The sequence below is a fragment of the Nonomuraea sp. NPDC050478 genome (assembly GCF_044458265.1).
In the GTDB taxonomy this organism is placed as follows: domain Bacteria; phylum Actinomycetota; class Actinomycetes; order Streptosporangiales; family Streptosporangiaceae; genus Nonomuraea; species Nonomuraea ferruginea.
On the sequence record NZ_JBITHT010000003.1, the window covers coordinates 1,203,688 to 1,223,818 of the forward strand.

A 20,131-nucleotide genomic window follows, 5' to 3' on the forward strand; every position below is an offset into this window, starting at 1 on the left:
ATCGTTTCGCTCCTTGGGTCCGGTGGTCAGCGGCGTCTGCGGGCGGCCGAGGCCTCCAGGCCCGAACGCCGCAGCTGGGCCCGCACCTGGCTGCCGCCGTCGGAGGCGGCCGTGGCCGCGCCCGAGACGAGCGCGTCGACGGTGCGGCTCAGCGCGGCCACGGTCGGCGCCTCGTAGAGGATGTGCGGCGGCAGCTCCGGCAGCTCGAACGCGCGCCGGACCGCGGCCACGATGGCGACGCCGAGCAGCGAGTTGCCGCCCAGTTCGAAGTAGTTGTCCAGCACGCCGACCTGGTCGAGCCGGAGCGACTCGCCCCAGATCGCGGCGATGGCCTCCTCGGTGGCCCCGTCGGGCTCCTGGTAGGACGTGACCAGCTCGGGCCGGGGATGGCGCTCGCCGCCGCCGCCGATGGCGGGAGAGGTGACCGCCTCCAGGGTGAAGCGGGAGCTGCCGGACACCAGCGTGGGGAAGTCCTGCGTGGACACGACGACCCGCGGATCGCCGGTCGACAGCGCCCGCAGCAGCGAACGCCAGCCGTCGGCGAACCCGATCCCGACGCGGGCCCGGTTCTTCCTGAAGAAGTCGCGCAGCGCCTCCTCGTACCCGTCGAGCCCGGCCTCCCAGGCGTTCCACGTCCACTCGCCCCAGCCGACGGACACCACCCGGCGCCCGGTCGCGGCGAGACGGCAGGCGTAGCCGTCCAGGAAGGCGTTGGCGGCGCAGTAGTCCACCTGGCCGGGGCCGCCGCCGGTGGCGGAGGTGATGGAGGAGAACAGCACCAGCAGGTCCAGCTCGACCTCGTCCGGCCGGCCGACGCGCAGCGCCTCGGCCAGCGCCAGCGTGCCGGCGATCTTGGGGGCGAGCACCTCGTCCAGCTCTTCGGGCCGTTTGAACTGCATCAGTCCCATGGCCGGGACGCCTGCGGCGTGCAGCACGCCGTGCAGCGCGCCGAAGCGCTCGGTCGCCGCCTCGACGGCCCGGCGCACGTCCCGGGCGCTCGCGGCGTCGCCGGTGACGACCTCGACCTCCGCTCCCAGCGCGACCAGCTCGGTCACCTGCCGCACCCTGTCGCGCGTGACCTCGTCCGCGGGGCGTTCGCCGGACAGGACGGCGGGCCAGTCGGCTCGCGGTGGCAGGCCGCGCCTGGCCAGCAGTACGAGCTTGGCCCCGTAGTCGCGGGCCAGGTGCCCGGCCAGGCCGAGCGCGATGCCGCCCAGCCCGCCGGTGATCAGGTAGACGCCTCCCCGGCGCAGCCCGGTGGCGTCGGCGGCCGGGCCGGCGGGGAGCGGCGGGGCGGGCATGCGGGCGTAGTCGGGGACGTAACGGCGGCCGTGGCGCAGCGCCACCGTGCGGTCCTCCTGCGGGCGGGCGAGCTCGGCGGCCAGACCGCTGAGGTCGCGCGCGGACGGTCCCGCCGGGAGGTCGATCAGTCGGGTGGTCACTCCGGGGTACTCCAGCGGGATCACCAGAGACGGCCCGAGCAGCGTGGCGCCGGCGGGGTGGGCCACCTCCTCGCCCAGCACCTGCTGGGTCCCGGCTACGGCCACGTCGAGCGACCATTCACCGATACCGGACTCACCGGCCGCCCGGGCAAGCGCGACAAGCGTGTGCAGACCGTACGCGATGTCGGTGTCGCGGACGCCCGTGTCCTGGACGCCGGGCTCGTGCGCCGCAGGCTCCAGGTTCCACAGGTGCAGGACACGCTCCAGGGGCCGTCCTGCCGTGCGCAGGTCGCGCAGTACGGCGAGCATGTCGGCGACGTGGCCCGGCCTGACCGTGTGGCCGTCGGCGGTGGCCGCGTACGCCTCGCCGGGGCGGACCGTCGTGACGGCGGCGCCGGTCCCGCGCAGGGCCGCCAGCACCTCGTCGGCGAGCCCGTCGCGGGTGAAGACCAGCCACGAGCCCGGCGTACGGTCCGCCGGGGCGGGCGGCGCCGTCTGCCGCCACACGGGCAGGTAGAGCCACTCGTCCTCGGGCAGCTTGGGCAGGCTGGTGATGGCCTCGAACAGGTCCTCAGGCTCGGCCGCCCCCCGGTCGATCTCACGCCGGGCGGGCGGGTCGATCCAGTAGCGCTGCCGCTGGAACGGATAGGTGGGCAGCGGGATCCGCCCGGGCAGCCCCGCGAGGTCGGCGCCCTCGACGCGCCCGTGATAGGCGTCCCAGTCGACGGTGACGCCGCCGAGCCAGAGCCGGGCGAGGCAGTCCGCCAGCGCCTCGTCGCCCGGCCTGGTGTCGCTCGCGGCGGGCTGCGTGTGGGTGATCAGGGGCCAGCGCTCCGCCGGGCAGCCCCCCGCGCGCACCAGCGCGCCCAGCGACTGTCCGGGGCCGATCTCGACCAGGGCGAGCTCCGGCTCGGCCAGCAGCGTCTCGATCCCGTCCTGGAACCGTACGGTCGCGCACATGTGCCTAGCCCAGTAACCGGGGTCGCACACCAGCTCGGCGTCGGCCAGGGCGCCGGTCACGTTCGAGACGTACGGGAGCGCCGGCGGGTTGAGCGTGACCTCGGCCTTGATCCACTGGGTCAGCTCGTCGCCCAGCGGCTCCAGCATGCGGGAGTGGAACGCGTGGGTGGTCTCCAGCGGGCGGCACGCGATCCCGGCCCCCCGCAGGTCCGCGGCCAGCGACTCGACCGCGTCCACCGGCCCGGCGACGACGACCGTCCCTGGGCCGTTCACGGCGGCGACGTCGAGCCCGCGCTCCTCCAGCCGGAAACGTCGGCGCGCGGCGTCCGCCGGGAGCGACACCGCCAGCATGGCGCCCGGCGGCAGCCCCGAGATCAGCCGCGCCCGGTGCGTCACCAGGGCGATGGCGTCGGGCAGCGACAGGACTCCCGCGAGGCACGCGGCGACGTACTCGCCGAGGCTGTAACCCAGCATGATCGCGGGCTGCAGACCCCAGGACATCAGAGTCCGCGCCAGCGCGTACTCGACGGCGAACAGCGCGGGCTGCACCACTTCAGTACGCTGCAGCGCCGCGTTCCGCCCCTCCCCACCAGCGGACGCCCGGCCCGGTAGCGCGCCGTTCGAGCCCTCCCCGCCGACCGGCGACCGGTTCGTGAGCGCGCCGTTCGAGCTTGCCCCGCCGGTGGGCGCACGGCCGAGCAAGGTGGCCAGGTCGGCGCCCGCCTCGCGGTCGCCGGTCAGCAGGTCGGCGAGGCCGGCGTCGCCGAGGTCGTTCTCCAGCAGCGCCAGGCACTCGTCCAGCGCGGCGCGGAAGGCGGGTTCGTGCCGGTAGAGGTCGCCGGCCAGGCCGGGGTACTGCTCGCCGACGCCCGCAAGCAGGAAGCCCGTCCGGCGGCCCTGCACGGTCTCCACCCGGCCCAGCAGTCCTTCCCGGCGCGACCCGGTGAGGACGGCCGCGGCGGCGGCGCCGTCGGCGGCGACCAGCGCCCGCCGGTGCTCGAACGTCTTGCGCCCGGCCTGGAGCGTGTAGGCCACGTCGGCCAGCCGCGCGCCCGGCTCGGCGGCCAGGTGCTCGCCGAGCCGCCGCACCGCGGCGTCGGCCGTGGGGGCGTTGCGGGCCGAGACGGGCAGCACCTGGTAGCGGCGGGCCGACGGCCCCGGATCGGGCCGGCGGGGCGGCTCCTCGATGACCATGTGCACGTTGGTGCCTCCCATGCCCAGGGAGTTGAGGCCCGCGATGCGCGGGCGTCCGTCGCGGGTGCGCCACGGGGACAGCTCGGCGTTGACGTAGAACGGGCTGTCGTCGAAGTCGATGTCGGGGTTGGGGCTGGTGTAGTGCAGGCTGGGCGGGATCACGCCCTCGCGGGCCGCGAGCGACGTCTTGATCAGGCCGCTCGCGCCGGCCGCCCGGTCCAGGTGCCCGACGTTGGTCTTCACCGACCCGATGGGGCAGTACCCCTTGTCCCTGGTGGGGCCGAAGGCGCGGGTCAGCGCGGCCACCTCGATCGGGTCGCCCAGCTCGGTGGCCGTGCCGTGCGCCTCGACGTAGCTGATGTCCTCGCCGGTGACGCCCGCGTCGGCCATCGCGTCGGCGATCACCCTGGCCTGGCCGACGACGCTGGGCGCGGTGTAGCCGACCTTGAGCGCGCCGTCGTTGTTCATGGCGGAGCCGCGGATCACCGCCCAGATGTGGTCGCCGTCGCGTACCGCGTCGGGCAGCCGCTTCAGCAGCACGGCCGCCGCGCCGTCGCCGAACATGCTGCCCCTGGCGCGGGCGTCGAAGGCGCGCACGTGCCCGTCCGGCGACTCCTGCCCGCCGGGACCGAACAGGTGGCCCACCCGGTCGGGCACCCGGATCGAGACGCCGCCCGCCAGCGCCAGCTCGCACTCGCCGTCGCGCAGGCTCCGCACCGCCAGGTGGGCGGCGACCAGCGAGGTGGAGCAGAAGGTCTGTACGGCCACGCTCGGGCCGTACAGGTCGAGCAGGTACGAGACGGTCGTGGTCAGGGCGTCCTTGTCGTTGCCCATGATGACCTCGAAGTCGCTGACCTCCTGCTGGCCGCCGCCGAGCAGGTGGTCGGTCATCCGCAGCAGGTAGGTGCTGATGTTGGCGCCGCCGAACACGCCGACGCGGCCCCGGTGCTCGGGCGCGGCGTACCCGGCCTGCTCCAGCGCCTCCCAGCACACCTCCAGGAAGGCGCGCTGCTGCGGATCGTTGATCGCAGCCATCCGAGGGCTCATGCCGAAGAAGGACGCGTCGAAGCCGCTGATGTCGTCCAGCACCGGCCGGGCGGGCACGTACGCGGGGTCCTTGATCTGCTCCGGGTCGGCCCCGGCGGCGAGCAGTTCCTCCTCGGAGAAGAACGTGATGGACTCGACGCCTTCGCGCAGGTTGCGCCAGAACTGGCCGACGTCGGACGCGCCCGGGAAGCGGCCGGCCATGCCGACGATCGCTATCCGCCGGTCGTCGGCGGGCTCGCCCGCGTCGCGGGGAGGCGCCTCGGCGACGCGGAGCGCGGGCCGGGCGGCGGCCGGCTTGTTCGCGCCGCGCTCGTCGAGGATCGCCGCCAGGGTGGCCACGGTCGGCGCCTCGAACAGCGAGACGGTCGGCACCGCGACGCCGAACCGCTTCTTCACCAGCGCGAGCATCTGGAGCGCGACCAGCGAATTGCCGCCCAGGTCGAAGAAGTTGTCCCGGGTGCCCACCGGCTCGACGCCGAGCACCTCCGACCACAGGCCGGCCAGGTCGCGTTCCACCGCGGACAGCGGCGGGGTGTAGGGCTGGGGCAGTTCCGGGCGGGGAAACCGGTCGCCGCTCCCCGCACCCGTTTCGGGGCCGGTGAAGTCGGCGGGCATGGCGTGCGGCAGCCGGTCGTCCAGACCGCCCGCGGCCACCACGAGGCTGGGCCGGGCGGCGGCCAGCAACTCGTCGAAGGCGGCGAGGGCCTGCTCGGCGGTCATGGAGTGGGCGGCCATCGCCGCGCCGAGGCCGCCTTCCACCCGGCCGAGGGTGACCGACCAGGTGTCCCAGGCGGCGCTCAGCCATCGGGTGCGGCGGGAGTGGTTGCGGCGGCCGATCGCGGTCAGCGCGGCGTTGGCGGCCGCGTAGCTCGCGAAGGCGATGCCGCCCAGCACGGCGGAGGTGGACGAGAACAGCAGGCAGAAGCCGGGCACCCGGTCGGCGGGCAGCTCGTCCAGCACCCGCTCCAGGACCAGCGCGCCGCCCACCTTGGCGGCGAAGTGCCGCTCGACGGCTTCGGCGTCCAGGTCGCGCAGCGGGCGGAAGGTGTCCTGGCCGGTGTCGGCGGCGGCGTGCACCACGCCGTCCACCCGCACGTCGCCGTCGAGTATCGCGCGCATGGCGGCGGCGTCCGTCACGTCGACCACCGGGGTGAGCACCTCGGCGCCCAGCTCCCGCAACCGGCGCACCCCCTCCCTGCGGGGGTCGCCGTCCTCCTCGGGCACCCCGCCCCGGCTCGTCAGAATCAGCCGGCCCGCACCGGCCCGGACCAGGTGCTCGGCCACGAGCAACCCGACGTCCCCGAGCCCACCGGTGATCAGATACGTCCCACCCCGGCGAACCGTGAACCCGGTCTGACTGGGCTCCGACGCGAACCCCGCGCCGACCTCCGCGGCTGCGCGCGAGGGCGCCGTAGCGGGCCCGGTCGACCGCGCGGCCGCCGGCCCGGGCTCTCCGTAAGCCTGGCCGGGCTCTTCGGGACCCTGCGCGGGGATCTCGGGGGTGAAGGTGCGGATCAGGCGGTGGCCGTCGCGGTAGGCGGTGAAGACCTCGCCGGAGGGGCGGCGGATCTCGGCGGCGAGGGCGGCGGCGAGCTCGGCGGGGGTCGCGGCCGGGTCGAGGTCCACGGCGGCGCAGTCGAGGTTCAGGTACTCCTGGTTGCCGACCATCGGCAGGGCGGCGGCGGCGGCCTGGGCGGGGTGGGGCACCTCGCCGTCCGTGACGGCCTGGCCGCCCGAGGTGGCCAGGATGATCCGGGCCCCGCCGCCGGAGTCGCCCCAGGCGTCGAGCAGGCGGGCCAGGGGCGGCAGCTCGTCGCGGCCGTCGGCGGAGGGATCTTCCCTGTCGAGGAGTCGCAGGTCCACCAGGACCGTGGGGGCGCCATCGGCCAGCCGTCCCGCCAGCTCGGCATGGCAGGCCGCCGACCCGGGGTCGATGGCGTAACCGTCCGGCGTCTCGGCGAAGGCGTCCGACGAGGTGACGGTCACCACGTCGAGCCCGTCGGCGTCGAGCGTACGGGCCAGAACCCCGGCCACCTCGGCGCGGCCCGCCAGCAGCACGCAGCGGGCAACCTGCACGGCCGGGGGCGGCGACTCCGGCGCGGCCGTCCACCGCGCGGCCATCAACCGCACATGCGGCTCGGACCCATCGCCGGAGACAGCCCCTCGGACGGCGCCTGAAGCGGCACCGGAGGCGACGCCCGAGGCGGGACCGGAGGCGGCACCCGACGCGGTACCGGCGGCAGCGCCCGAGGCGGTACCGGAGGAAACACCCAGGACGCCCGAGGCGGGATCGGCGGCGGTGCGTGTGGCGGCACCAGGGACGGCGGCGTGCGGGGTGGCGGGGCGGTCGGCAGCGGGTGGGTCGACCCAGTAGCGCAGGCGCTGGAAGGGGTAGGTGGGGAGGCCGACCTTGGCGACCGGCCGGTCCTGGCGGTAGCCGGCCCAGTCGACCGGCACGCCCGCCAGCCAGAGCCGCCCCACGGCCTCGGCCAGCACGGCGGTGGCCGGGCGCGGGTCCTGGGCGCCCGGCAGCGTGCCGACGACCAGCGGCCAGCGCTCGCGGGCGCAGTCGCGGTGCCCCCGGGCCATCGCGCCGAGCGACTGGCCGGGCCCGATCTCCAGCAGCGCCGCCTCGTCCTCCTCCCGCAGCAGGGTGGCCAGGACGGCGTCGAACTGGACCGGCGCGCACATGTGCTCGGCCCAGTAGGCGGGGTCGGTGACCTGCTCGGCGGTGGCCAGGGTGCCGGTCACGTTGGACACGTACGGCACGCGAGGCGCGCGCAGCGTCACGTTCTCCGCGATCCACGCCGTGAGCGGCTCGCGGAGAGGCTCCATCATGGCCGAGTGGAAGGCGTGCGTGGTGGCCAGCGGCCGGCACGGCACCGCGTCGGCCTCCAGCAGGGCCCGCACGGCCGCCATGGCGTGCGGTTCGCCCGCCAGCACGGTCAGCTCGGGACCGCTCACGGCGGCGACGTCCACGCCGGCGATCCCGGCCCGCGCCAGGCGCTCGCGGGCCTCGGCGGCCGACAGCGGGACGGCGCTCATCGAGCCTTCGGGCAGCGCGCCGATGAGCCGCGCGCGGTGCGCCACCAGGGCGAGCGCCGACTCCGGCGACAGCACCCCGGCCAGGCACGCGGCGACGTACTCCCCGAGGCTGTAGCCGGCCAGGATGGCGGGCCGGACGCCCCACGACTGCACGAGGGTGGCGAGCGCGTACTCGACCGCGAACAGCGCGGGCTGGAGCACGGCGGTCGGGGTCGCCGCGGCGGCCGGGCCGCGGCCGAGCAGCGCGCCCAGACCGCCGGCCTCGGCGCGCGGGGCCAGCATCTCGGCGAGCGGGTCGGTCCCGCCCATCAGGCCCCGCAGGACGGTGCGGCACTCGTCGAGCGCCTTACGGAAGACGGGCTCGGTGCGGTACAGCTCGGCGGCCATGCCCGGGTACTGCTCGCCGGTCCCGGCGATGAGGAAGGCGACGGGCCGGTCGGCGCGGCTCTCCGCGCGGCCCAGCACCGCCCCGTCGCGGAGGCCTTCGGCGGCCTCGGCGGTGGACGAGGCCACCAGCATCCTGCGGTGGCCGAAGACCTGCCGCCCGCTCTGCAGCGTGTGGGCCACGTCGGCGAGGCGCGTCCCGCCGAGCGGCCCGGCGAGGTGCGCGGCGAGGCGTTCGGTCATCTCGTCGGCGGCGGCGGCCGTGCGGGCCGACCACACCAGCGGTTCGGGGCGCGGCTCCTCCTCCGTCCTCGGGACCAGCGGCGCCTCCTCCAGCACGACGTGCGCGTTGGTGCCGCCGATGCCGAACGCGCTCACCCCGGCCCGGCGGATGTGTCCCGACTCGCGCGGCCAGGCGCGCCGCCGGGTGACCACCTCAAGCCGGGCGTCACCGGCGCCGAGCTGCTGGTTGGGCTCGGTGAGGTTGAGCGTCGGCGGAATCTCGTCGTTGCGCAGCGCGAGCGCCGCCTTGATCAGGTTGGTGACCCCGGCGGCCCGGTCGAGGTGGCCGAGATTGGTCTTGACCGAGCCGATCAGCAGCGACTGCCCGTGGAAGACCTGCTGGAGCGCGGCCAGCTCGGCGGCGTCGCCGAGCGCCGTGCCGGTGCCGTGCGCCTCGACGTAGTCGATGTCGGCGGCCGTCAGGTCGGCGCTCGCCAGCGCCTCGGCCATCACCGCGGCCTGGCCCTGCACGCCGGGCGCGGTGAACCCGGCCTTGCGACCGGCGTCGTTGTTGACCGCCCAGCCGCGCATGACGGCGTAGATCTGGTCGCCGTCGGCGAGCGCGTCCTCCAGCCTGCGCAGCGCGACCACGCCGACGCCGCTGCCGAGCGGGGCGCCGAGTCCGGTCGCGTCGAAGGCGCGGCACTCGCCGTCCGGCGGGGAGATGCCGCCCTGCTGGTAGAGGTAGCCGACGCGCTGCGGCACGCTGACCGCGACGCCTCCGGCCAGGGCGAGGTCGCACTCGAAGCCGGCCAGGCTGGTGGCGGCGGCGCAGACCGCGACCAGCGACGTCGAGCAGTAGCTCTGCACGCCGTAGGTCGGGCCGGACAGCCCCAGCGTGTGCGCCACGCGGGTGGTCAGCGAGTCCTTGTCGTTGGCGAGCCCGAGCGCGAGGTCGCCCATGACCGCGCCGATGCCGCTGGGCAGCAGGTTGTTCTGCATGTACGAGCTGTGCGCGCAGCCGCCGAAGACCCCGATCGAGCCGTCGAAGCGCCGGGGGTCGCAGCCCGCGTCCTCCAGGGCCGCGTGGCTGTGCTCCAGGAACAGCCGGTGCTGCGGGTCGAGGATCTGCGCCTCCTTCGGGCTGAACCCGAAGAAGGCCGCGTCGAACAGCTCGACGTCCTCGATCACCGGCGCGGCCTTCACGTACGCGGGGTCGGCCAGCAGGTCGTCGGGGACGCCGGCGGCGCGCAGCTCGTCGTCGGTGAAGCGGGTGATCCCGGACACGCCGGCCCGGATGGCGGACCACAGCTCGGCGACGTCGGACGCCCCCGGGAAGCGGCCCGACATGCCGACGATGGCGATGTCGGTACCGGAGCTCTCGGCCTCGATGTCGTCGATCACGTCTGCGGACCTCATTTCCGGCCTCATTTCCGGTTACTGGAACGGGCCCGGCGCCGCCGCTGCCCCCGTGCCGAACTCGTGGTGAGCGATTCCTGGCGGCCCCCGCCGCCGTCGAGCGCGGCGGCGAACTCCGCGATGGTCGGGTGCTCGAACAGCAGCGCGGGCGGCACCGGGCGCCCCAGCCGCTGCTCGATCGCGAGCACCATGGCCATGCCGACCAGCGAGTTTCCGCCGAGGTCGAAGAACGGGTCGTGCACGCCGACGCCGTCGATGCCCAGGTAGGCGCCCCACAGCTCGGCCATCTCGGCCTCCGCGGCGGTGCGCGGCGCGGCGAAGTCGGTGCGCAGCTGCGGGCGCGGGAACCGCTCCCCTTCGGGTACGGCGGAGGCGGCGCCGACCAGGTCGTCCAGGTCGAGCATGCCCGTCCAGGCGGCCAGCACCTCGCGCAGCGGCTGTCGCACCGCCATCACGTTGCCGTGGCCGCCTGCCACGATCCGGTCCAGCAGGGCGCAGCCGGCGTCCTCGGCGAAGCCGTACCGGGCGCGGTAGGCGGCCACCCGGTCGGCCAGCCCGCCCGCCGACTTGAGGTTCTCCGACTGCCACACGTCGTGCTGCCAGGGGCCCCAGGCGACCGACACGACCCTGGTCGACGGGGCTGTGGCGGCCAGCGCGTCACCGTACGCGTCCAGGACGGTGTTGGCGGCGCAGTAGTCGCCCTCGCCGATGCCGCCGAACGCGGTGACCGCGGAGGAGTACAGCACGAGCAGTTCCGGGCGTTCGGCGGCCGGGGTCGCGGGGCCGACCAGCTCGGCCAGCGGCCCCATGGCCAGCACCTTGGGCGCGAGCACCCGGCCGGCGTCGGCGACGGTGTGCCGGCTCAGCAGGCCGGCGGCGGGCAGCCCGGCGGCGTGGATCACGCCGGTCAGTGAGCCGAACCGCTCCCTGCCGCGCCGCAGCGCCTCCCTGAGCTGCTCGGGCACCCCGGCGTCGGCGGTGAGCAGCAGCACCTCCGCCCCGCTGGCCTCCAGTTCGGCGACGTCACGCAGGGTCCGCTCGACGCTCTCCGCCCGCTCGCCGCCCGCTTCGCGGTCCAGCGGGGTGCGGCCGACCAGGGCGAGCCGCCGTACGCCCGCGCGGACGAGATGCTTGGCGAGCGCCATGCCCAGCCCGCGCGTCCCGCCCGTGATCAGGTACGAGCCGTCGGCCCGCCACACCGGGGACGCCGGCGGCTCTGCGGTGACCTCGGCCCACGCCCGCACCCAGCGCCGCCCGCGCCGCCACCCGGCCACCGGATCGTCGTCCGCCGCGCCGGAGTCCCACTCGCGAAGCAGCTCACGAGCGACCTGCCCCGCCGCCGTGCCGGCTTCCGGGGTCGGTCCGTGGGCGGGTGTGCCGACGGTTTCGGGGTCGAGGTCGAGGCCTCGCCAGGTCAGGGCGGGGTACTCGTGCCTGGCCGCGCGGCCGAGACCGTGGGCCAGGGCTTGGTGGGGAGCCGGGATGTCGCCGCCGAGGATCTCGGCTGCGCCGCCGGTCACTGTCAGCAGCCGCACTTCCCGCTCGGCGGGCAGGTCGCCGAGTGCCTGGATGGCCAGCATGAGGCTGTCGAAGCCGCGGGCGACGGCTGTCCGCAGCTCCTCGTCGCCGGGGAGGCCGCCGGTCCCGGCGTCCAGGCTCCACAGGTACGCGACGTGCACGGGTCCGTCGGACGGCAGGTCGGCGAAGACGGCCCCGTAGTGGGCGGGGACGGCGGGGTCGAAGGTCAGGCGGCGGCCTTCGCGGCGCGGCGGCCCGTCTCCCGCGACCACCTCGACCACGGAGGCGCCGGCCAGGTCGGCGAGCGCCGCGCCCACACCGCCGGAGTCGGCGAACACGACGAGCGGACCGGTCAGGTCCAGACCGGCCGCGGGCGCTTCCCGGACCGGATCCTGCCGCCAGGAGGGGACGAAGATGTAGTCCGCGGGCTCGGCCCCGTCGCGCCGGTCGTCCGCCCCACCGGACGCGGTGTCCAGGTCGACGTCCGGCCCAGCGGACCCGGCGTACCGATCGGCGTCCGAGCCAGTGGCGGGACCTCGGGCGGCATCCAACTCAGCGGGAGCCCCGTGAGCGGCGTCCGGCCCGGCGGGCGGGACGCCGTTGCGGCTGGTGGCGACTGGGGTGATCTGCTCCGGCCAGAAGCGGGTGCGCTGGAAGGGGTACGTGGGCAGGCTGAGCACGCGGCCCGCGCCGGCGCGGGTGCGTTCCCAGGTGACCTCGGCGCCGAGCTCCCAGAGCCGGGCGCAGGTCCGGAGCAGCTCCTCGTGGGGGTCGCGGGGAGCGCCGCCGGTCCAGCGGGGCGGCAGGGTGCCGAGCACGGCGACGCCGGAGCCGCCGGCCAGGTTCTGCCTGACCAGCCCGCCGAGCGTCTGGCCGGGGCCGAGTTCGACGAACGCGTCCACGTCCTGGTCCACGCAGTGACGCACGCCGTCGGCGAAGCGGACCGTGCTGACGAGCTGGTCGGCCCAGTAGGAGGTGCCGGTGGCCTGCTCGGCGGTGAGCGGCAGGCCGGTGAGGTTGGAGACGACGGGGACGGCCGGCGCCCGCCTCGGCACGGTGTCGAGCACCGCGGCGAGCTTCTCCCTGGCCGGCTGCAGCAGCCTGGAGTGGAAGGCGTGGGCGGAGCGCAGCGCCCGGCAGGCGATGCCCTCCCCGGCCAGGGCGGCCGACGCCGCCTCGATCTCGGCGGGGCTCCCGCTCAGCACGGTCATCGACGGCCCGTTGCCCGCGGCGACGTCCACGTCGATCCCGCCGCTCACGAGCACGGGGACGATGCGCTCCTCGGGCGCGGCGACGGCGATCATCCGCCCGGCGGGCACGGCGTTGATCAGGTGCGCCCGTTCGAGCACGACGTGCAGCGCGTCCTCCAGGGTGAAGACCCCGGCCAGGCACGCGGCCACGTACTCGCCGAGGCTGTAGCCGATGAGCAGGTCCGGGGTGACGCCCCAGTGCCCGAGCAGCCGCGCCAGCGCGTACTCGGCGGTGAAGAGGAAGGGGTGGGCCACCTCGGCGTGGTCCAGGGGGCCGGGAGCCTCGGGCGCCTCGCCGGTGCGGCCGAGCAGGGCGGCGAGATCGCCGGGGGCGGCCGAGGTCTCAGCGAGGAACAGGGGCCGCAGGTCCGTGCCCGAGCGGCGCTGGACCAGCTCGACGCAGCTGTCCACCGCCTCGGCGTACACCGGCTCCTTGGCGTACAGCTCCCGGCCGAGTCCCGCGTACTGGTCGCCGACCCCGGGGAGCAGGAACGCGACGCGGGGCCGGCCCTTCACCCGGTGGCCCCCGCCGCTGTCGGCGGCGGCGCGCAGCCCGCGTACGGCGTCGTCCAGATCGGCGCAGACCAGGGCGCGGCGGTGGTCCAGCTCGGCCCGGCCGGTCTGCAGCGTGTGGGCGAGGTCGGGCACGGTCGCACCGGGGTGGGCGCTCACCCAGTCCGCCAGCCGGGTGGCCTGCTCGCGCAGCGCGGCGGCGCTGCCGGCCGACAGCGGCAGGAGGTGGACGGTGTCGCGCGCCGGCGTCTCGGGCGGGGCGGGCGGGGGCGCCTTCTCCACGATCAGGTGGGCGTTCGTGCCGGACAGCCCGAACGAGCTGACTCCGGCCAGGGCGGGCCCGTCCCCCTGGGGCAACGGCTCCAGGCCGGTGACCGGGCGGATGGCGCCGTTCTCGGGGAAGGCGGCGGCCGGGTTGGTCAGGTGCAGGCTGGGCGGAATCTGCCCATTTTTCAGGATCAGCACTGACTTGATGAGTCCGGCGACCCCCGCCGCGGCCTGGGTGTGCCCGATGTTGGTCTTGATCGCGCCGACGCGCAGCGGCCGGTCGGGCGAGCGGCGGCCGAAGACGTCGTGCAGCGCGGACAGCTCGATGGCGTCCCCGAGTCGGGTGCCGGAGCCGTGCGCCTCCACGTAGGCGACGTCGTCCGGTGAGACGCGGGCGGCGGCGAGCGCGCGGCCGATCACGTCGGCCTGCGCGCGCCGGCTCGGGGCGGTGAGCCCGTTGCTGCGCCCGTCCTGGTTGACCGCCGAGCCGCGCAGCACGGCGTGGATGCGGCGGCCCGCGGCGACGGCGCTGGACAGCCGCTCCAGCACGACCAGGCCGCCGCCCTCGCCCATGACGTAGCCGTCGGCGCTCTCGTCGAAGGTCTTGCACCGGCCGTCGGAGCACATCATCAGACCGGCGCACGCCTGGATGTAGAGGGACGGGTGCATGGTCAGCGAGGCGCCCGCGGCGACGGCCAGGTCGCACTCGCCCCTGCGCAGGCTCTCGGAGGCCAGGTGGACCGCGATGAGCGACGAGGAGCAGGCCGTGTCGACCGTGAGGGTGGGGCCGTTCAGGTCGAGCTGGTACGCGATGCGCCCGGCCGCGACGCTGGGCACCGAGCCCTGGCCCAGGTAGGGGTCGGCGAGCGCGGCGCCGCCCTGCCTCTCGATCTGCAGCCGGCCGTACTGCAGGGTGTCCATGAGCCCGATCATCACGCCGGTGCGGCTGCCGGCCAGCCGCGCGGGCGACAGGCCCGCGTTCTCCAGGCCCTCCCACACCAGCTCCAGCAGCAGGCGCTGGTGGGGGTCCATGCGCAGCGCCTCGCGCGGCGAGAGGCCGAAGAACTCGGCGTCCCAGCCGGTGATGTCGTCCAGGAAGGTGCCGTACCTGGTGTAGACGCCGCCGGGGGTGCGCGGGTCGGGGTGGTAGTAGTCGTCGATGTCCCAGCGGCTCGCCGGCACCTCGCGCACCGCGCTGCGGCCCTCGCTGAGCAGTTCCCAGAGGCCCTCGGCCGTGTCGCCGCCGCCGGGATAGCGGCAGGCCATGCCGACGATCGCGATGGGCTCGTGGGCGCGCTCCTCCGCCTCGGCGAGCCGGCCGCGCGCCTGGGCCAGCTCGACCGTGGCGCGCTTGAGGTAGGCGCGGAGCTTGTCCTCTGTCCCCATCTTTCGTGCCTTTCCGGTCGAGGTGGTCATGGGTCACAGGTCGTTGTCGATCAGGGCGAAGATCTCCTCGTCGGAAGCGGAGTCGATCTTCTCCATGACGCCGCCGACATCGTGCTGTCCGCCGCCGCCGAGCTTGGTGAGCGCGCCCTGGAGGATGGTGGCGAGCCGGTCGCGCATGCTCTCCGCCTCGCCGTTGGCCGCGGCCAGCAGGTCGTCGACCCGTTCCAGGGCGGTGCGCAGGGTGTCCTCGGCCGAGGGCGGCGCCGGGACGAGCACTCCGGCCAGGTACGCCGAGAGCGAGCGGACCGTGGGCTGGTCGAAGACCAGGGTCGCGGGCAGCCGCAGCCCGGTGTCGGTGTTGAGCCGGTTGCGGAGTTCGACGGCCGTCAGTGAGTCGAAGCCGAGCTGGTTGAACGCCTGGTCCACGTCCACCTGGGCGGGGTCGCCGTGGGCGAGCACGGCCGCGACGTGGTCTCGTACGGTGTCGGTGAGCAGTCGCAGCGCCTCGTCCCTGCCCAGCGCCGGCAGCCGGGCCGCCAGCGGGCCCGCGTTCCCGGCCCCGGCTCCCGCCGCACGGCGCGGCACGCGTACGAGGCCGCGCAGCATTCCGGGCAGGTCACCGTTCTCCGCCCGCGCCCGCAGACCGGCGGGATCCCAGCGGGCGGCCACCACTCCGGATTCCGCGTCCGCGAGGGCGGCGTCGAACAGCGCCAGCCCTTCCTCCACCGCGAGCGGGGCGACCCCCGCGCGGGCCAGCCGCGCCTTGTCCGCCGCGCCCATGGCGCCGGTCATGCCGGACTCCACGTCCCAGAGCCCCCAGGCCACGGAGACCGCCGGCAGCCCTGCCGCACGCCTGGCGGCGGCCAAGCCGTCCAGGAAGGCGTTCGCCGCCGCGTAGCTGCCCTGGCCTGCGTTGCCCAGCACCCCGGCGAGCGAGGAGAACAGCACGAAGAACCCCAGATCACGGGTCAGCTCGTGCAGGAACCAGGCCGCGTCCGCCTTCGGCCCCAGCACCCCGCTGATTCGCTCGGGAGTCAGCCCTTCGACCAAGCCGTCGTCCAGCACCCCGGCGGCGTGCACCACACCAGCCAGCGGCCCGGCCGAGGCCACCACGTCAGCGAGCTGCGCACGATCGGACACGTCACAGGCCACCACCCGCACCCGGGCACCGGCCCCTTCCAGCTTCGCCACCAGCTCCGTCGCGCCCTCGGCCCGAGGACCACGCCGCGACACCAGCACCAGATCCCGCACCCCGTGCAGTTCGACCAGCCGCAGCGCCACCAGCGCCCCCAGCCCACCGGTGCCACCGGTCACCAGCACCGCACCCGACCTGACGGAAGAAGCCCCGCCGGACGCCGCACCAGCCATCACGGAAGAAACCCCAGCGGACGCCGCAGCGAGCAGCCGGTCGGAGGCCGACGCAGGCGTCCGGCCGGAGGCCGTCGCAGAGGCCTGGTCGGAGGCTGGAACAGGGGTCTGGTCGGAAGCTGGGGCGGAGGTCTGATCGGGAGTGGCGGAAGTGGTGGGTGTCGGGCGGCGGGTCAGGCGAGGGGCCAGGATCTGTCCGTCGACCACCCGTACCTGGGGCTCGCCAGAAGCCAGGACCGCGTCCCAGCCGGAGAACCCCTCCGGCACCTCCGCCAGCACGAACCGGCCCGGCTGCTCACTCTGCGCCGACCGCACCAGCCCCCACACCGCCGCACCGGCCACATCCCCCGGCTGCGTCGCGAACACGACCGGCGACGCCCCGGCACCCTTCACCGCCGCAAGCACGCGCGAGGTCAGCTCCCGAACCGCCACCGGAACGTCCGCCGACCCGCTCACACACCACACCACCTCCGGCTCCACCGAGCCAGGCGCGGCGGGAGCCGCCTCGGCCCACTCCACCCCGTACAGCGGCAGACCGGTCGAGGCGGACGGGCGGACGTCGGCGGGTCGTGCGCGCAGTGCGCCGATGGACAGGACCGGCGCGCCGTCGGTGTCGGCCACCTCGACGACGGCGTCCTCGCCGGTGGTCGTGAGGCGTACGCGCAGCGCGGCGGACTCGGAGGCGTGCAGGCGGACGTCACCGAACGCGAACGGCAGCCGCAACTCGTCGTCCTCCACGGCCAGCACGAGGGGGTGGAAGGACGCGTCCAGCAGGGCGGGATGGACGCCGAAGCCGGTCACGTCCACGCCCTCCGGCGCCACCACCTCCGCGAACAGCTCCTCACCACGACGCCACAACGCCCGCAACCCCTGGAACGCCGCACCGTACTCGTAACCCCGCTCCCCCAGCCGCTCGTAACCCCCCTCGACCTCCACCACCACCGCGTCGACGGGTGGCCACACCCCGGCCCACTCGCACGCACCACGGCCCGGGACGTCCCCGGCGAGCACACCGGAGGCGTGGCGGGTCCAGGCGTCGTCCTCGTCGCCGGTGCGGGAGTAGACGGCGATCTGGCGCCGTCCCGCGTCCGGGGGGTCGACGGTGATCTGTACGGTGACCGCGCCCTGCTCGGGAAGGAACAGCGGAGCCTCGATGACCAGTTCGTCGAGCCGGGCGCAGCCCGCCTGGGCGCCGGCTTCCAGGGCCAGGTCGGCGAAGGCGGCGCCGGGAAGCAGTACGCGGCCCGCGACCGCGTGGCCCGCCAGCCAGGGAGCGCCGCGCAGGGAGATCCGGCCGGTGAGCACGTAGCCGTCCCCGGCCACCGGCACGACGGCGTCGAGCAGCGGGTGGCGGGAGCCGTCGATGCCCGCGCCGGACACGGGGCCGGTCTGGTCGCCGGTGAGCCAGAACCTGCGCCGGGCGAAGGCGTAGGTCGGCGGCTCGTGGCGGGGACGCGGCGCGGAGGGCAGCGCGTCGCTCCAGGAGACCTTGGCGCCGAGCACCCAGGCGTGGGCCAGCGCCGTGAGGAAGCGGCGACGGTCGCCCGTGTCGCGCCGCAGCGTGTGGCAGACGCCCGCGGGCACGCCGGCGGCCTCGCAGATGGCCTCGGTGTCGGGGCCCAGCACCGGATGCGGGCTGACCTCGACGAACAGCGGGGTGCCCGCTCCGGCGACGGCACTGACGGCCTGCTCGAACCGTACCGGGTTGCGCAGGTTGTCGTACCAGTAGCGGGTGGTCAGCTCGGCCGGGTCGATGAACGCGCCGGCGAGGGCGGAGCAGAAGCGGACGTCGGCGGCGCGCGGCCGCACGTCGCGCAGCGCGGCCATCAGCTCGTCGCGCAGCGCCTCGACGTGCGGGGTGTGGGAGGCGTAGTCGACCGCGATGCGGCGCACCCGCACGGTGTTCTCGCACGTGGCGGCGAACTCCTCCAGGGCGGCGACCTCTCCTGCCACCACCGAGCCGGTGGGGCTGCTGTGCACGGCCACCCACAGCCGGTCCGCCCACGGTTCGATCCGCTCCTGGGCCCTGGCCGCGGGCAGCGCCACGGCGAGCATGCCGCCGGTGCCGCCGAGCCGGGTCAGCACCTGGCTGCGCAGGGCCACGACCTTGGCGGCGTCCTCCAGCGAGAGCGCGCCCGCGACGTACGCGGCGGCGATCTCGCCCTGGGAGTGGCCGAGCACCGCGGACGGCCGCACGCCGAGGGAGCGCCACAGCTCGGCCAGCGCGACCATGACCGCGAACAGGACGGGCTGGATCACGTCGGTGCCGTCCAGGGACCGCGCGCCGGGCGCGCCGCGCAGCACGTCCTCGACCGACCAGCCGGTGTGCGGGCGCAGCGCCTCCTCGCAGCGGCGGAGGGCGGCCCGGAACGTCTCGTCCTCGTCCAGCAGGTCCACGGCCATGCCCGCCCACTGCGAGCCCTGACCGGGGAACACGAACACCGGCTGGACGTTGGGCGCCGCGACCCCGCTCACCACCGCGGCGTCGGACCCGCCTTCCGCCAGCGCGGCCAGCCCCGCCAGCAACTCCCGCCGGTCCCCGGCCACGATCACGGCTCGGTGCTCGAAGCTCGCGCGCCGGGCCAGCGCCCGGCCCGCGCCTGGCAGGTCCCGGTCAGAAGCGCTTTCCGCGTACGCGACCAGCCGCGCGGCCTGTGCCCGCAGTGACTCCGCCGACCTGGCGGACACCGGCCACACGAGCGGACCATCGCCGGCCGGCACCTCCGGCTCGGCCGGCGCGCCCTCCAGGATCACGTGCGCGTTCGTACCGCTGACCCCGAACGAGGAGACCCCGGCCCGCAACGGACGCTCGCCCGGCACCTCCACCGCCTGGGTCAGCAGCCGCACCCCACCGGACTCCCAGTCCACGTGCGGGGTCGGCTCCTTGACGTGCAGCGTCGGCGGCATCGTCCGGTGCTCCAGCGCTTTCACCATCTTGATCACACCGGCCACCCCTGCTGCTGCCTGGGTGTGACCGATGTTCGACTTCAACGAGCCCAGCCACACCGGCCGCTCGGCCGGACGTCCACGCCCGTACGTGGCCAGCAACGCCTGCGCCTCGATCGGGTCGCCCAACGTCGTGCCGGTGCCGTGCGCCTCCACGACGTCGACGTCCCGCGTATCCAGCAACGCGTCGGCCAGCGCCTGACGGATCACCCGCTCCTGGGCCGGACCGCTCGGCGCCGTCATCCCGTTGGAGGCGCCGTCCTGGTTCACCGCCGAACCCCGCACCACCGCCAGGATCCGCCGGCCGTTGCGCCGCGCCTCCGACAACCGCTCCAGCACCAGCACCCCGACACCCTCCGCCCACGCCGCACCATCGGCGGTCGAGGAGAAGGACTTGCAGCGGCCGTCGGGGGCCAGCGCGCGCTGGCGCGAGAACTCCACGAACGGCGCGGGGGTCGCCATCACCGACACGCCGCCCGCCAGGGCCATCGAGCACTCGCCGCGTCGCAGGGCCTGCACCGCCAGGTGCAGCGCGACCAGAGAGGAGGAGCAGGCGGTGTCGGTGGTGAGGGCCGGGCCCTCCAGGCCGAGAGTGTAGGAGACGCGGCCCGCCAGGACGCTGGACGCGCTGGAGGTGAACAGAGTGCCTTCGACCGACTCCGGCGCCTTGTGCAGGAATCGGGTGGAGTAGTGCTCGTACATACTGCCGGCGTAGACGCCGGTACGGCTGCCCCGCAGCGTCACCGGATCGATCCCCGCCCGCTCCAACGCCTCCCAGCACGACTCCAAGAACAACCGATGCTGCGGATCCGTCGCCAACGCACTACGCGGACTCATCCCGAAGAACGCCGCATCGAACTCACCCGCGTCATACACGAACCCCCCATGACGCGTATACGACTTCCCCACCACCTCCGGATCCGGATCGAACAACCCCTCCAGATCCCACCCCCGATCCACCGGAAACTCCCCGATCGCATCCCCCCCGGACGCCACCAGATCCCACAACTCCTCCGGACCACCCACCCCACCCGGAAAACGACACGCCATCCCCACGATCGCCACCGGCTCATGCCTGCGCCCCTGATCCTCAGCCAGCCGCTGACGCGTCTCCGCCAGCTCGACGGTCGCGCGCCTCAGGTAATCGCGAAGCTTCTGCTCGTTCTCCAT

3 protein-coding genes are annotated in these 20,131 nt (G+C 75.1%); all 3 read right to left on the reverse strand.

What is annotated here, in order from left to right:
• Positions 1-26: 26 nt before the first annotated feature.
• Genes ACIBF7_RS19775 through ACIBF7_RS19785 form a run of 3 tightly spaced genes read right to left on the reverse strand, consistent with a single transcriptional unit; the run spans position 27 to position 20,131 of the window.
• On the reverse strand, positions 27-9,713 hold the full coding sequence (locus ACIBF7_RS19775) for an SDR family NAD(P)-dependent oxidoreductase (RefSeq protein ID WP_397197761.1): 9,687 nt from the start codon (positions 9,711-9,713) through the stop codon (positions 27-29).
• An 8-nt stretch (positions 9,714-9,721) separates the two neighbouring features.
• Positions 9,722-14,647, reverse strand: coding sequence for an SDR family NAD(P)-dependent oxidoreductase (locus tag ACIBF7_RS19780; protein ID WP_397197762.1), 4,926 nt, complete (start codon positions 14,645-14,647; stop codon positions 9,722-9,724).
• A gap of 33 nt (positions 14,648-14,680) precedes the next feature.
• Positions 14,681-20,131, reverse strand: a complete 5,451-nt coding sequence (locus tag ACIBF7_RS19785) for a type I polyketide synthase (protein WP_397197763.1) — start codon at positions 20,129-20,131, stop codon at positions 14,681-14,683.